At 68.5% G+C, this 13,055-nt stretch carries 15 protein-coding genes; 8 read left to right on the top strand and 7 right to left on the bottom strand.

The features are described from left to right. Window positions 1–48 precede the first annotated feature (48 nt). Together QNO03_RS10295 and QNO03_RS10300 are read left to right on the top strand one after the other, a co-directional pair. Window positions 49–420: a DoxX family protein gene (locus tag QNO03_RS10295; protein WP_229949172.1), complete on the top strand. Its 372-nt coding sequence runs from the start codon at window positions 49–51 to the stop codon at window positions 418–420. Then, window positions 417–1,388, top strand: coding sequence for a hypothetical protein (locus QNO03_RS10300; protein ID WP_289603217.1), 972 nt, complete (start codon window positions 417–419; stop codon window positions 1,386–1,388). The genes QNO03_RS10295 and QNO03_RS10300 overlap by 4 nt, the downstream gene beginning before the upstream one ends. Window positions 1,389–1,404: 16 nt before the next feature. On the opposite strand, the gene zapE is transcribed toward QNO03_RS10300, so the two are convergent. Further along, window positions 1,405–2,487, bottom strand: a complete 1,083-nt coding sequence (gene zapE / locus QNO03_RS10305; RefSeq protein WP_289603218.1) for a cell division protein ZapE — start codon at window positions 2,485–2,487, stop codon at window positions 1,405–1,407. 137 nt (window positions 2,488–2,624) lie between these two features. Here zapE and QNO03_RS10310 point away from each other — a divergent pair, with 137 nt between their 5' ends. The 3 genes from QNO03_RS10310 to QNO03_RS10320 are packed head-to-tail and all read left to right on the top strand — an operon-like array spanning window position 2,625 to window position 4,200. Next, window positions 2,625–2,915, top strand: coding sequence for a DUF1540 domain-containing protein (locus QNO03_RS10310; protein WP_229949166.1), 291 nt, complete (start codon window positions 2,625–2,627; stop codon window positions 2,913–2,915). 3 nt (window positions 2,916–2,918) lie between these two features. Then, window positions 2,919–3,806, top strand: coding sequence for an HNH endonuclease (locus QNO03_RS10315; protein WP_289603219.1), 888 nt, complete (start codon window positions 2,919–2,921; stop codon window positions 3,804–3,806). Window positions 3,807–3,819: 13 nt separating this feature from the next. After that, the gene (locus tag QNO03_RS10320) at window positions 3,820–4,200 is read left to right on the top strand and encodes an RNA-binding S4 domain-containing protein (RefSeq protein WP_289603220.1); all 381 of its coding nucleotides are present in this window, start codon (window positions 3,820–3,822) and stop codon (window positions 4,198–4,200) included. A 20-nt stretch (window positions 4,201–4,220) separates the two neighbouring features. Here the strand turns inward: QNO03_RS10320 and scpC are convergent, their stop codons facing one another. Further along, window positions 4,221–5,747: a succinyl-CoA:acetate CoA-transferase ScpC gene (gene scpC / locus QNO03_RS10325; protein ID WP_289603221.1), complete on the bottom strand. Its 1,527-nt coding sequence runs from the start codon at window positions 5,745–5,747 to the stop codon at window positions 4,221–4,223. A 158-nt stretch (window positions 5,748–5,905) separates the two neighbouring features. Here scpC and QNO03_RS10330 point away from each other — a divergent pair, with 158 nt between their 5' ends. From QNO03_RS10330 to QNO03_RS10340, 3 genes are read left to right on the top strand one after another with little or no spacing between them, the layout of a single operon-like run. Beyond that, window positions 5,906–6,673 carry a tyrosine-protein phosphatase gene (locus QNO03_RS10330; RefSeq protein ID WP_289603222.1) on the top strand — a complete coding sequence of 256 codons (768 nt, stop codon included), beginning with the start codon at window positions 5,906–5,908 and terminating at the stop codon, window positions 6,671–6,673. A 2-nt stretch (window positions 6,674–6,675) separates the two neighbouring features. After that, the gene (gene nhaA / locus QNO03_RS10335) at window positions 6,676–8,502 is read left to right on the top strand and encodes a Na+/H+ antiporter NhaA (RefSeq protein WP_289603223.1); all 1,827 of its coding nucleotides are present in this window, start codon (window positions 6,676–6,678) and stop codon (window positions 8,500–8,502) included. Window positions 8,503–8,541: 39 nt separating this feature from the next. Beyond that, window positions 8,542–9,300, top strand: coding sequence for an SDR family NAD(P)-dependent oxidoreductase (locus QNO03_RS10340; RefSeq protein ID WP_289603224.1), 759 nt, complete (start codon window positions 8,542–8,544; stop codon window positions 9,298–9,300). Between the two features lie 14 nt (window positions 9,301–9,314). Here the strand turns inward: QNO03_RS10340 and QNO03_RS10345 are convergent, their stop codons facing one another. The 5 genes from QNO03_RS10345 to QNO03_RS10365 form a co-directional block, all read right to left on the bottom strand. Further along, entirely contained in the window at window positions 9,315–10,562 is a 1,248-nt protein-coding gene (locus QNO03_RS10345) for an MFS transporter (protein WP_289603225.1), read from the bottom strand. A gap of 42 nt (window positions 10,563–10,604) precedes the next feature. Then, window positions 10,605–11,270 carry a peptidyl-tRNA hydrolase gene (locus QNO03_RS10350; protein ID WP_289603226.1) on the bottom strand — a complete coding sequence of 222 codons (666 nt, stop codon included), beginning with the start codon at window positions 11,268–11,270 and terminating at the stop codon, window positions 10,605–10,607. 55 nt (window positions 11,271–11,325) lie between these two features. Next, window positions 11,326–11,745 carry a hypothetical protein gene (locus QNO03_RS10355; protein ID WP_289603227.1) on the bottom strand — a complete coding sequence of 140 codons (420 nt, stop codon included), beginning with the start codon at window positions 11,743–11,745 and terminating at the stop codon, window positions 11,326–11,328. Window positions 11,746–11,827: 82 nt separating this feature from the next. Next, a complete protein-coding gene (locus QNO03_RS10360) occupies window positions 11,828–12,379 on the bottom strand; it encodes a hypothetical protein (RefSeq protein ID WP_289603228.1) in 552 nt (183 codons plus the stop codon). Further along, on the bottom strand, window positions 12,379–12,963 hold the full coding sequence (locus tag QNO03_RS10365; RefSeq protein WP_289603229.1) for a hypothetical protein: 585 nt from the start codon (window positions 12,961–12,963) through the stop codon (window positions 12,379–12,381). Before QNO03_RS10365 ends, QNO03_RS10360 begins: the two co-directional genes overlap by 1 nt. Window positions 12,964–13,055: the final 92 nt, after the last annotated feature.

A 13,055-nucleotide genomic window follows, 5' to 3' on the forward strand; every position in this document is an offset into this window, starting at 1 on the left:
TTCCGTGCGCCGACCCCCGCCCGTACACAGAAAGACGCTTAGGTACCCATGCTGTCTCTGCTCTTGTGGCTTGTTCAACTGGTACTGGCATTGCTGTTTGCCGGGGTCGGCTTTATGAAGATCTTCCAGGGCTATGACCGCCTCAAGGAGAACCTCCGCTGGCCGGAGGACTTCTCCGCAGGAACCGTAAAACTAATCGGCGTCCTCGAAGTCCTGGGAGCCCTCGGCCTGATCCTCCCCGGGGTCACCGGCGTCCTGCCCGTGTTGACGGCGGTGGCAGCCTCCGCACTGGCGGTGCTGATGGCGCTGGCCGTCCTGGTCCATGTGCGCCGCGGCGAGAGGAACCGGATTGCCCTCGCCGTCATCCTGATGGTGCTTTCCCTGGTGGTGGCACTGGGCCGGTTTGGCCTCTTCGCGTGAGCGCCGACGACGCCGGCCCCTCTTCGCTTGGCACGGCCGTCGCCGACCTCTATTCGCTGCTGCCCGCTGAGTTCACCGCCGCCCGCAATGCCAAGGCCGCAGCGGCCGGGAAAGCCGGGAACAAGGATCTGGCCACCCGCATCAAGGCCCTTCCGAAACCGTCGACGGCGGCCTGGCTGGTCAACCTGCTGGCCCACCAGCGGCAGGAAGAGCTTGGGCAGGTGCTGGAACTGGGGGCGGCCCTGCGGGAGGCCCAGGAGGATCTGGACCAGAAACAGCTGCGCCGGCTCAGCACCGAACGCCAACGGCTGCTGCGCGCCATCATCCGGGACGCACGGGACCTGGCTGCGGACCTGGACCACCCCGTCAGCGAAACCCTGGCCGGCGAGGCCGAACAGACCCTCTGGGCAGCAATGACCGACCCCTCGGCAGCCGACGTCGTCGCCAGCGGCCAGCTGGTCCGGTCCCTCGCCGCCAGCGGCTGGGAAGAGGTGGACCTGGACGGCGCGGTTGCCGACCCCGATTCGGTGCCGCACGGCGCCGGGGCGGGCTCCCGCACCCCGGCCGGACGCAGTGCGAAGGATACCTCCGGTTCCAAGGGCGGCAGCCAGGACAGCGCCGCGGTACGACGGCGGCAGGCCGAGGCACAGCGGGCCGTCCGGACGGCCCGCGTTGAGCTGGACGAAGCGGCCGGCGCGGAGCAGCAGGCGCAGGAAGCACTCGACACCGCCCAGCGGGCGGTGGACGAATCCGCCGGCCACCGGGACGAACTCACGGATGAGATCGACGAACTGCGGGAACGGATCCGCCAGCTCGAGCGGGAAGTGTCCGCCGTGGACCGGCGCTCCGGGAAACTGGAGCGCGAGCGGGACCAGGCCCGGCGCGCCTCCCGTTCCGCCCGGCGGACGGCGGAAAAGGCCCGGCAGAAGCTGGCGGACGCCGAAAACCTCGCCGACGACGGCAGCTAGCGCCGGGCGTCCGGCCCTAGCTGCCCAGCCACCCCGGCTCGGGCTGCGGCAGTGCCTGCAGCATCCCGAACCGGCTGCGGATCCGTGCCAGGTCGGTGGAATGCGCCGTTCCGGGGAACACGCCGTCGTAATCCGGCAGCCCAATGACGTCCAGGCGGCACCCGGCGTCGTACAGCACGTCAACGACGTTGCCGAAGCGCTGCCAGCCGTAGGGGTTGGATCCGCCGGTTGCCGGCACTCCGCTGATCACCCAGTGCCGGTGCGACTGGGCCAGGGACAGGTAATCCGAGGTGGCGGACTGGGCGTGGCAGAGGTCCTCGAAATCGAACCACAGCTGCGCGCCGTCGGCCCGCAGCGCCCGCAGGGTCCGGGTACCGGGCGTCAGCTTCACCGCTTCCGCCGGGGCGGGAGGGACCAGCCCTGCGGAGGCCATCATCCCGGCGCCGTCGCTGCGCAGGTGGTGCCCGGCGGCGAAACCGGAGGCGTGGCGGGAGCGGGCAACGGTGCGGTAGTCCACTTCCCCGTCCAGTGCCCTGACCTGCAGGTGTTGGGTGATCAGGGCAATCCCGGGTTCGAAGAGATGGTGGAACATTTCGTCCGGCAGCAGTTCCTCCGGCGCGTAGTTGGACGTGGCCACCAGGACAATCCCGCGGTCCAGTACGGTGCGGAGCAGGCGGGTGATGAAGGCGGCATCGGCGGGGTCGTTGACATGGAATTCGTCAAAGCACAGCAGCCGCACCGAACCCAGCATCCGGTCCAGTGCTGCGGCGAAGGCGGAATCCTGCCGGTACCCAGGGTTCCCGTAGCCGGCGAAAACGAGGGCGTGCAGTTCCCGGAAGAAGTCGTGGAAATGCAGCCGGCGCTTGTCCGGGATGTCCACGGAAGCGAACAGGGTGTCCAGCAGCCAGGTCTTGCCGCGCCCCGGCGGCCCCCACAGGTAGACGGAGGACTGGTCCGGCGCGGGTTCCGGGGACCGGGCCGCGTCCGCAGCCCGGGCCAACGCCGGCAGGACGGCCAGCTGCCCGGCATCCAGGTCCAGGCCCTGCCCGCGCGCTGCGAGGTGGAATTCGGCGGCGGCTGAGGCCCGTGGTGCGGTCATCCTTCCGTTCTACCCAACTGGACGGCACAGGCCAAACCCGCCTAATAGGGTAGGGAAATTCGCGCTAATTATTCCCGCGCGGCGGTGGTACGTTCGACACCAGGCACGGAACGAATGACCACCTTTTGGGAGGAACCATGACCGATCATGTTGCCCACGTGCAGGATTGCACGGTGTCCAGCTGCGACTTCAACCACGAGGGCTGCACCGCCTACGCCATCACCGTCGGCGGCACTCCGGACCACGCCAGCTGCGCCACCTTCATTGACACGTCTGCGACCGGTGGCCTGCCGAAGGTCCTCGCCCAGGTGGGCGCCTGCCAGCGCAACGAGTGCCGGTTCAACAACCACCTGATGTGCGACGCCCATGATGTCCGGGTGGGGCCCGGCGCCGAACTGGCGGACTGCCTTACCTATCAGCCCCGCTGACCGGTGCCTTCCGTCCTTCTCCCGTGGAATGCTGACCTGCCGGATCCCTGGCCGGGCGGTTACGGCCCTGCCGTAAGCACCGTAGCCGGCGGCGGAACCGTCCGCCGGAGTGTTCCACTGTCCGGAGCCCGGCCGGCACCCGGCGCCGAGGTCTGGCTCGTGCTGTGGGGAAACAGCGGGCGGGGGCCGCGTGGACTGGCGGGCCACGGCATCGTCTCTTCCGACGAAAACCACGGCGGACCCGGAGCCGTCACGGTGGACTTCGATCTGCTGCTGCCTCTGGGCGAGGAACTGCCGGCGGTGCTTCTGCAGGAAAGCGTGCCGGCCCTGCCGGCCCTGTCCGACGGCGGCGCTGCGGCCGTTCCCCCTGCCTCGGTTCCCGCGCTGCGCCGGTTGTGGTCCGGGTTCCTCGGTTCCGGACCGGATCCCCTCTGCCCGGTCCCGGGAACGCTGGATGCCCAGGCCCTCGTCCTGCAGCCCACCAATAGATACGAGCACGACGCCGAGGCGCGGCGCTTGTGCCTGGCCTACCACGGCGACAGCTGCGCGGCCTGCGGGCTGGTCCCCGTCCAGCGGTATGGCCCCGGAACCCAGGCCCTGCTGCAGGTGCATCATCTGGTGCCGGGCCCGGACCTGCCGGCCGGGTACACCCTGGATCCGGTGTCGGACCTGGTGCCGCTGTGTCCCACCTGCCACACCGTGGCACACACCCGGGTGCCGGTCCCCTACACCCCGGCGGAGGTTCGTGCCCTGCTCGCCGCTGCCCCGGATGCGGCGGTGGAGGAGGGCACGGCCGGGACCGGGGTGGCTGCCGTCGTCGTCGGGTCCGTAGTGACTGCGGAACAGCAGCAGGCGCTGGATGACGCTGCCCGGCTGCGCGGACTTCGCTAGACTCGGAATTCCCATGAGCATTCCAGCAAGCACTTCCAAAACCGTCCGGGTGGACGCCTGGCTCTGGGCTGTCCGGGCCTATAAAACCCGCTCCGCGGCTACTGCCGCATGCCGTGCCGGCCACGTCCGGCTGAACGGCAATCCGGCCAAGGCGGCGCAGCCGGTGCAGCCCGGGGACACCGTCCGGATCCGGCAGCCCGGCTTCGAGCGGATCCTGGAGGTGCGGCAACTGATAGCCAAACGCGTCGGCGCGGAGGCAGCGTCGCACTGCTTCACCGACCACACGCCCGCCCGGCCCGCCGCCCCGGCGCTGGGGATTCCGGTCCGGGACCGGGGCGCGGGGCGCCCCACCAAGAAGGACCGCCGCGAGCTGAACCGGCTGCGGGGAAACTAGGCGCCCCTCAGCTCGGGGACCTAAAGGCCCGCAGGCTCCGGCAGGCTGGTTCCCGTTTCCACGTACCGCTGGTGGAAGGCCAGGGACTCGTCCAGCAGGTGCGGTGTGTGCTTGCCGAGGCTGTCCCGGCTGGCACGCTCAAAGTAGTCCTGCAGCAGCGGCTGGAAGTCCGGATGGGCGCATTTGTCGATGATGACGCGTGCCCGCTGCTTGGGTGAGAGGCCGCGGAGGTCGGCCAGGCCCCTCTCGGTGATGATGAGCATCGTGTCGTGCTCGGTGTGGTCCACATGCGCGGCCATGGGGACGATCCCGGAGATCTTCCCGCCCTTGGCCGTGCTCGGGGACATAAAGGCGGAGAGGAAGCCGTTGCGGGCAAAGTCCCCGGAGCCGCCGATGCCGTTCATCATGGCAGTGCCGGCCACGTGGGTGGAGTTCACGTTGCCATAAATGTCGGCTTCGATCATCCCGTTCATGGCGATGCACCCCAGCCGGCGGATCAGTTCGGGATGGTTGGAGATCTCCTGGGTCCGCAGGATGATGCGCTTGCGGTAGAAGTCGATGTTGGAGTTGAATTCCTCGATGCCGGCGGGGCTGAGCGAGAAGGACGTTGCGGAGGCCACCCGGATCACGCCGTCGCGGATCAGGTGCAGCATCCCGTCCTGGATCACCTCGGTGTAGGCCGTGAGCCCCGTGTACCCGGCGGTGGAGAGTCCGGCGAGGACGGCGTTGGCGATGTTGCCCACCCCGGACTGCAGCGGAAGGAGTTTATTGGTCAGCCGTCCGGCCTTGATTTCGGAGTCGAAGAAATCGAGCAGGTGCCCGGCGATCTGCTGGGAGGTCTCATCCGGCGCGGCAAAGGGCGTCATTCGGTCCGGTGCGTCGGTTTCCACCACGGCGATGACCTTTTCCGGGTCCAGGCGCAGGTAGGGCTCGCCGATGCGGTCATCCGGGTTCACCAGCATGATCGGCTTGCGGTGCGGGGGCAGTGCGGTGCCGTAGTAGACATCGTGCATGCCGTCCATGGCTTCCGGCTGCTGGCGGTTCACCTCGATGATGACCTTGTCCGCCTGCTCAAGCCAGGTTTTGTTGTTCCCCACCGAGGAGGACGGGATGAGGCTGCCGTCCTCGTTGATGCCGACCACCTCGATCACGGCCAGGTCCACATGCCCGTAGAACCCGAACCAGGTGTACTGGGCCACGTGCCCCAGGTGGATGTCGATGTACTCGAGTTCGCCGTCGTTGATCCGCTTCCGCAGCGTGGGATCGGACTGGTAGGGCAGGCGCAGTTCCATGCCGCCGGCCTTGGCCAGCACACCGTCGAGTTCCGGCGCGGTGGAGGCACCGGTGAGGACCTTGATCTGGAAGTCTTCACCCTTGGCATGCGCCGCTTCCATCTGTGCGGCGAGCGCCTGTGGAACGGCTTTGGGGTAGCCGGCCCCCGTGAAACCGCTCATCGCCACCGTCATTCCCGGTTGGATCATGGCTGCGGCCTGCTCGGCGGTCATCACGAGTTTCTGGAGTCCGGGATGGGAAATACGGCGGTGCATGGTGGAACCTTTCAGAGAACGAGATCAAATTCACCCTATCTCCATGTGAGCCATGCCTCATACTCGGGGCCCCGCGCACGCTGTCGATCGTGCCTAAGATGGTGCCCACACACGCCGCCGGCCGTGTCCGGCGGACGGCACCCGGGAGGAAACCTGCCATGCCTAAACCCATCGTTCCTGCCCCGACACCGCTGGCGAACCTGCGGGATCTGGGCGGGATCTCCGTGGAGGGAGGGAAGATCCGCACGGGCCTGGTGTTCAGGGCCGACGACGTCGCGACCACCACCGCGGAGCAGGTGGCCGAACTCGTGGAGGCGGGCCTGCGCACCATCATCGATCTGCGTTCGGCGGACGAAGCGGAACGCACCGGACGCGGCCCGTCCGCGGAGTATCCCGTGCAGTATCTGGCCCTGCCCCTGACCGATTCCCTGGGTGCACCGACGGAACCGGCCGGGCACCTGCTGGACTCTGTGCGCTCCCCGGAGCACGTGGGCCAGTGGTACGCGAAGCTTCTCCTCTCGCAGAAAGAAGCCCTCGTGCGGGGTCTGCAGGCCGTGGCTGACTCCCCCGGTGCGGTGCTGTTCCACTGTGCCGCCGGCAAGGACCGCACCGGTCTGTTCGCCGCAGCACTGCTGGCCGTGCTGGGGGCTGAGCCGGAGGCCATCGCCGAGGACTATGCCCTGACGCAGAACCGTTTACCCGGGGTCTACCGACGGCTGGGGCTGACCGACCTCAGCAGCGGCTACGGCATCGCCGCGGACCATCCCCTCTTGGCCGCACACCCGGACGCGATGCGGTCCATGCTGGCAACCCTCGAGGCCAGGGCGGGCGGCGTCGCCGCGGTGCTGCGTTCGGGCGGGCTTAGCTCCGAACTGGTCGGCCGCCTTCGCAGCAAGCTGGTGCAGCCCGTACCCGCACAGGTGTAGCGGTGCTGGCCCGTCCCCACCGCATCGCCAGCACCGCTGCGCCCGCCAACGGCGCTGGGGAGAAGCGTCCTGCCGCCCTGCTGCTGCTGGCCACCATCCTGGCGGTGCTGTGGGCCAACGCGCCGTTTGCCGCCTCCTATAACGAGTTCTGGGAAACCACCGTTGAGGTACGTGCCGGCAGCATGATCCTGGAACTTACGGCCCGGGAGCTGATCAACGACGCACTCATGGCCGTTTTCTTTTTCGTGGTGGGGTTGGAGGTACGGCGGGAATTTGCCCTGGGGGAACTGACCAACCGGTCGCGGGCGGTGGTTCCGGTGGTGGCTGCCGCTGCGGGAATCGCCGTACCGGCCGCAGTCTTCCTGCTGTTCACCGCCGGGACCCCGAGCGCCGGCGCGTGGGGTGTGGTCATCTCCACCGACACTGCGTTCCTCCTGGGTGCGCTGGCGATCACCGGACCCCGGGTACCCGGCCGGCTGCGGATCTTCCTCCTGACGCTTGCGGTGGTCGACGACGTCGCCGCGCTCAGCATCATTGCCCTGGTCTATACGGACCATCTGGAAGTAGTACCGCTGCTGCTGGCCTTTGCCGGGCTCGCGGCCGTGGGACTGACCCGGTATCTGCCCTACGGGCGCGGAGCCGTATACGCCGTGCTGGCGGTCCTCGTCTGGCTGGCCTTCTACGCCTCGGGCGTGCATCCGACGCTGGCCGGCGTCGGGATTGCCCTGCTGGTCCCGGTGTTTCCACCCGCCCGGCGGGACGTGGAGCGTGCCCTGGAGGTCACCCGGATTTTCCGGCAGTCGCCCAATTCCGGGTACGCCCGGGCCGCCGTGAACAGCGTTCGGGAGTCCATCTCCATCAACGACCGGCTGCACAGCGCGTACACCCCGTACGTGGATTACCTGATCCTGCCCTTGTTCGCCCTGGCCAACGCGGGGGTCAAACTGGACGGCGCCACGCTGGACCGGGCCCTCCACTCCCCGCTCGCCTGGGGCATAGTCTGCGGTCTGGTGCTGGGGAAGTTCACCGGGATTTTCGGCGCCGCAGCAATGCTGCGCCGGCTGCGGATCGGCGAATTCGGCCCCGGCCTGACACTGGGCCGCATTGCCGGCGGTGCCGCCCTGTCCGGTATCGGATTCACCATCGCCCTCTTCATCATCGGCCTGGCCATTGACGACCCCGCGGTGCAGAACGAGGCACGCGTCGCCGTTCTGGCCGGGTCGCTGCTGGCGTTTGCTGCCGGAACCATCATCTTCCGGATCGTGGAGCGGCGGCGCCCTGCCGTTCCACTGGGTGAAGTGCTGGCCCGGCCCGTGGACCCGTCCCGGGACCACATTGTGGGACCCCCGGATGCTCCGTTGACCCTGGTGGAATACGGGGACTATGAGTGCCCCTTCTGCAGCCGGGCCACCGGGACCATCCTGGAGGTGCGCGAGCATTTCGGTTCCGAGCTGCGCTATGTCTGGCGCCACCTCCCCCTGTCGCGGGTCCATCCCCACGCCTTCGCGGCCGCCGAAGCAGCAGAGGCCGCGGGACGGCAGGGACACTTCCGGGACTACAGCGCCCACCTCTTTGAGCACCAGGACGATCTGCTCCCCGAAGACCTGCTGGCCGTGGCCGAAAGCCTGGGCCTGGACATGGACCGGTTCGAAGCGGACCTGCGCTCGGCGAAGGTCAGCAACCGGGTACTGGATGATGCCCTCGACGCCGAGTCCATGGACCTGCACGGCACACCAACGTTCTTTGTTGGGCACCGCCGGCACCACGGACCCTATGACACCGCCACCCTGATCCGCGCGCTCGAAGCCTCACGAACGTCGGCCCCCTAGCCCTCTGCGGGTACAGCGCCCGGCGGGTACGCTCAGGCGATGGGAACAAAGATTTTGGTCACCGGCGCGGGCCGGGGCATCGGATCGGCAATTGCAGCAGCACTGGCGGAAGCGGGCTGCACGGTCGCGGTCCACGCCGGGCACGACGCCGGGGCCGCCCAGGCAGTGGCGGATGCGCTGCCCGGGACCGGGCACGCCGTCGTCGTCGGAGATCTGGCCTCCCCTGCCGAGTGCGAGCGGGTGTTCGCGGACGCCGTGGATCGGCTGGGCGGGCTGGACGTCCTGGTCAACAACGCCGGGATTTTCCGCGCCCAGCCTGTGACGTCCGGGTCCTTTGCCGACTGGCAGGAGGCCTGGCGGCAGACCATTGACGTGAACCTCATGGCACCGGCGAACCTCTGCCGGCTGATGGCCGACCATCTCATCCAGCGGCCCGAAGGCCCGGCGGGCGGACGGCTCGTGAACGTGGGATCACGTGGCGCCTACCGCGGAGAGCCGGAGAACCCGGCCTACGGTGCCAGCAAGGCCGGGCTGCACTCCCTTACCCAGTCCCTCGCCGTGGCGCTGGCCCCGCACGGGATCTTTTCCGCCGCCGTCGCCCCGGGATTCGTCGACACCCGGATGGGCCGCCCCGCATTGGAGGGAGCCAGCGGCGCCGCCATCCGGGCGCAGAGTCCGTTCAACCGGGTCGCGGAACCGGAGGAAGTGGCTGCAACCGTGGCCTGGCTGGCGACGCAGGCACCGGTGTGGGCCAGCGGCACGGTAATCGACGTCAACGGCGCCTCATACCTGCGCTGACCCGCCGGGTCCTGTCACCGGGGCTTTGGCGCAGTCCCCAGCTCGTCATCCACAAACCGGGGTGCGGCGGCGCGGATCCCCGCCGCCACCATCACGACGCTGGAGGCCAGGAGGATGGCCAGCGGCAGGGTCCAGCTGCCCGAGATGTCGTGCAGGGCGCCAATCGCGAACGGTCCCAGGGCCGCCAGCAAATAGCCCACGGGCTGAATGAAGCCGGAGAGCTGCGCGGTGGTCCGGGGCTCGCGGGACCGGGCGGTAATCAGGGCCAGCGCGGTGGGAAAGGCAAACCCGCCGATCCCCAGGCAGAGCGCCCACAGCCACGGCAGCGTGTCCGGACCCAGCAGCAGGCCGCTGTAGCCGACGAGCATAAAGCCGCCCAGGCCGGCGATGTAGAACCGCAGCCTCGGGGAGCGGGCCACGAGGGCCGGCATGATCAGGCCGCCCGGTATGCCGAGCCCGGCAATGATCGCCGCCATCAATCCGGCAGTCCCCTGGTCCAGGCCGGCGTCCCGGTAAATTTGCGCCATCCAGCCGAACTGGACGTACGCGTTCATGGACTGCACGCCGAAGAAAATGCTGAGGGCGACGGCGGTGGGCGAAGACCACATCCGGGCACGCTTGGGCCGGCCCGGTTCTCTGGCAACCACCGGGTCCCGTCCCGCCCGCAGCGCCAGGAGGGCCCACAGCACAAACGCCGCCAGTGCCGCGGCACCCCAGAACCCCAGGCTCAGCCGCCAGCCCGCCGGACCGGAACCGGCCAACACACCCCCGAACAGCAGCGGCAGGGTGGCCCCCAGGGCGAGGGTGGTGCCGTACACGGAGTTCAAGACGGGCAGGTGCATGCCGGCGTGGCGCTTGATGAACGCCGGGACCAGGATGTTGCCGACCGCCATTCCGGCGAAGGCAAGGACTGTCAGGGCCAGGAACAGTACGGCGGAATCCACCAGGGAACGGATCAGCAGGCCACCGGCCACTACTGCCAGGGCCAGGACAATCGACCCGTTGATTCCGGCTTTGCGCGAGAGGGCGACGGCGAGCGCCCCCACCGCCGCAAACGTCAGCCCGGGCAGGGCGGTCAGCACTCCGGCAGCTGTGGCATCCAGCCCCAGTCCGGCCTGCAGCTCGGCCAGGACCGGTCCCACGGAGGACGCTCCGGGGCGCAGGTTTACAGCTACGAGGACGACGGCGATGCCGACCAACCAGAAAGGCAGCTGGCTGCGGCGTCCGGCTGTCTGCGTCCGGGTCTTTTTGGTCTCGCTCACCTGAGTCTTTTTATCACGGTCCCGGTCCGTGTGGCCTTGGCGTCAGGCGTGCGAGCCGGCGGCGGTACTGAAGCTGGCCGAAGCCACAAACGCTGTTGCGGTGTCGGGCGCAATCTCGGTCATTCCGGCGTCGACAATCAGCGGGCCGGCCCCGGGCCGGGCAGCCAGCGCAGCGAACTGCTCCCCCGGAGTAAAGCGCACTCCCGCGGGTGCACCGGCTTCCTGCCAGGCCTGCCGTCCGGCAGGCTCCAACGCCAGGTACCAGGACAGCAGGGCATGGGCAGCCTGCGCGGAGGCCTTGCCCGTGGACATCTCCAGGTCAGCGTTCAGCACGATCACGGGCGCCCGCTCCGGCCAGGGCGCGGGTTCGCCATCCGGCAGCTGGGTTCCGGACACCTGCAGCTTGGCCAGGTTCTTGGGCATCTGCTCGTACGTCACCGGCTGGAAGGCGATTGCCCGTGCCTCTCCCACCGCCACCGGGCCGGAGGGCGCGTGGGCAGCGAGGCGGTCGAACGTGCTGGGGTTGGCGCGGCGGACGGTTTTCGTGAACCGCCCGTACAGCCAGTTCTCCCACGCTTCGCTGTCTCCCGTCGCCATGTACGCCCGGACGCTGGCAACAGCGGCAGCGGCCACCGCGTCGCGGTGCATGGCGGGATCGGTCTTATCCACGAGCAGGACAATGGGCTGGACTTTGTCGAACGGCTGCATGCTCCCAGTTTTCCACGTCTGCGGCCGGGGCCCAGGCGGAGGTTCCGGACGGGGGCTACAGGCGGATAGCCGCAGCCATCTCGTTGACGAAGGCTTCCGTCTCCGCAGCATTGCGGAAGCCGTAGGACACTTCCCGCACCGCTTCCTGCCGCGAGCGCGGCACGGCGTGGTACTTGACGGCGACGACGTTACCCGGTTCACTGACCGGTTCCACCAGTGGACGGTCCTTGAAGCGGGCGAACTGGTGCAGGGTCGGATCGATGCGCCACTGGTCCGTCTCCACCCAGAAATGATCCCCCATGCCGGAGCTTCCGCTGGCCACCCGCACGTCCTCCAGCCCGGCGGACGCCATCAGCCAAGCCAAGGTGAAGGAAGCAGGAGCGCCCAGTCCGGAGCCGTAGGGAATATGGTCCGCGGCGACGGCTGCTGCCTGTTGTGCGAGGGCGGTGGCTTCCTGGAGGCTGAGAGTCTGCATACTTCCATGATCCCAGTCCCCGGGCGCAAAGCCTGCCACAGGCCTGGCATCCTGCCCGGGACGGCTGTGGTGTGCTTCCGCTTTAGGCCGCTGTACCGGTCTCCGCCGCGCCGGTGCCCGTCCCGCGCATCCGGTCTGTCGCCCGCCGGACCTGTGGATCGCCTTCGGCGTTCTGCAGCAGCCGGTCGAAGTCCATCAACCCCACATCACCGCATTTGAAGGAGATCCTGGCCTCGGGCCTGGTGCCAGCCGCCGTCGGCTTCCGCCTCCCGGTGAGCCCAATGCGCAACTGCCCGCCGCTGTCGTCATTAACCTGCACCTGCCGTGTCCGGGCGAGTTCCCGCACCGCTTTCACGTCCACCGCAGGGGCATTGTAGAAATACTCGCGGACCACCCGGGTGAGGGCTTCGGCGTCGGCCCGGTCCTGCCGGGGCCACAGGATCATTTTGTCCGTCGCGGCTTGGACCGGATGCACCAGGAGGCCGAATCCAATGATCAACGTGGTCAGGTCTCCGGCACCCATCAGCAGGAAAAGCACCGCTGACACGCTCAGTCCCACAATGGTCCGGACCGAGTAGGGATGCCGTGGGCTGAGCGGAACAGTCACCAGTACGGGTTGAATCTGCGCCGGCATCAGGACCAGCCTCCCTTCAGTCCAGCCAGGGCCTCTGCCTCCCGGGCCAGCCGGGCCGCCTCGTGCAGCTCGAGGTCGTCACGGCTGCGGATCCGGATGAGCGGGTCCTGCTTACTGGCCGCTTCGAGGGTCCGCAGCCGGTTTCGGTGGTTCTCTGCCGTCCGTGCCAGCTTCAACTGCGACTTGGAACTTGTCAGTCTTTGCATCAATTCCTCCACCCGGGATTCCTTTGCACGGACAACGTCAAAATGGTGCCGCGCCGTGGCTTCGATGCGTACCGCGAGGTCGTGCATGCGGTGCGCGGTTTCGGCGAGTGCGACGGCCTGTCCGGCTTCCAGCCGCTCCTCCGCGATAACGGCTTCCAGCGCCTTCAACCTGCTCTCGTAGGACCGCGTGACCGCACTGTAGTGGCGCATCACTTCCCATGCCGCGCGGACCTGGGACCGCAGCACATCCTGGCGCGCCGCCGTGGCTGCAATCGCCGCATCGAGCCGGGCACAGGTGTGGGCGTAGCTGTCCATGGGCTCAGCGGCCCCGAACTGCACCTTCGCTATTCTGCGGACCCGCCTGAGGTTTTGACCCACAGCTGCCTCTCTACAGTCTGCCGCCGGCCCGGGGATGCGGCTCGTGGCGGCGGCAACGCCTATCCGGTCCCATTAACCCTGCCCGGCTACGG

This window comes from Arthrobacter sp. zg-Y877 (assembly GCF_030373105.1).
GTDB lineage: Bacteria > Actinomycetota > Actinomycetes > Actinomycetales > Micrococcaceae > Arthrobacter_B.

Excerpts from the sequence above, each read along its gene's own strand:
- scpC (WP_289603221.1), bottom strand. The coding sequence starts at position 5,747 with ATGCACCGCCGTATTTCCCATCCCGGACTCCAGAAACTCGTGATGACC.
- QNO03_RS10320 (WP_289603220.1), top strand. The coding sequence starts at position 3,820 with ATGAGCATTCCAGCAAGCACTTCCAAAACCGTCCGGGTGGACGCCTGG.
- QNO03_RS10340 (WP_289603224.1), top strand. The coding sequence starts at position 8,542 with ATGGGAACAAAGATTTTGGTCACCGGCGCGGGCCGGGGCATCGGATCG.
- QNO03_RS10330 (WP_289603222.1), top strand. The coding sequence starts at position 5,906 with ATGCCTAAACCCATCGTTCCTGCCCCGACACCGCTGGCGAACCTGCGG.
- QNO03_RS10355 (WP_289603227.1), bottom strand. The coding sequence starts at position 11,745 with ATGCAGACTCTCAGCCTCCAGGAAGCCACCGCCCTCGCACAACAGGCA.
- QNO03_RS10295 (WP_229949172.1), top strand. The coding sequence starts at position 49 with ATGCTGTCTCTGCTCTTGTGGCTTGTTCAACTGGTACTGGCATTGCTG.
- QNO03_RS10310 (WP_229949166.1), top strand. The coding sequence starts at position 2,625 with ATGACCGATCATGTTGCCCACGTGCAGGATTGCACGGTGTCCAGCTGC.
- QNO03_RS10350 (WP_289603226.1), bottom strand. The coding sequence starts at position 11,270 with ATGCAGCCGTTCGACAAAGTCCAGCCCATTGTCCTGCTCGTGGATAAG.
- QNO03_RS10360 (WP_289603228.1), bottom strand. The coding sequence starts at position 12,379 with ATGCCGGCGCAGATTCAACCCGTACTGGTGACTGTTCCGCTCAGCCCA.
- zapE (WP_289603218.1), bottom strand. The coding sequence starts at position 2,487 with ATGACCGCACCACGGGCCTCAGCCGCCGCCGAATTCCACCTCGCAGCG.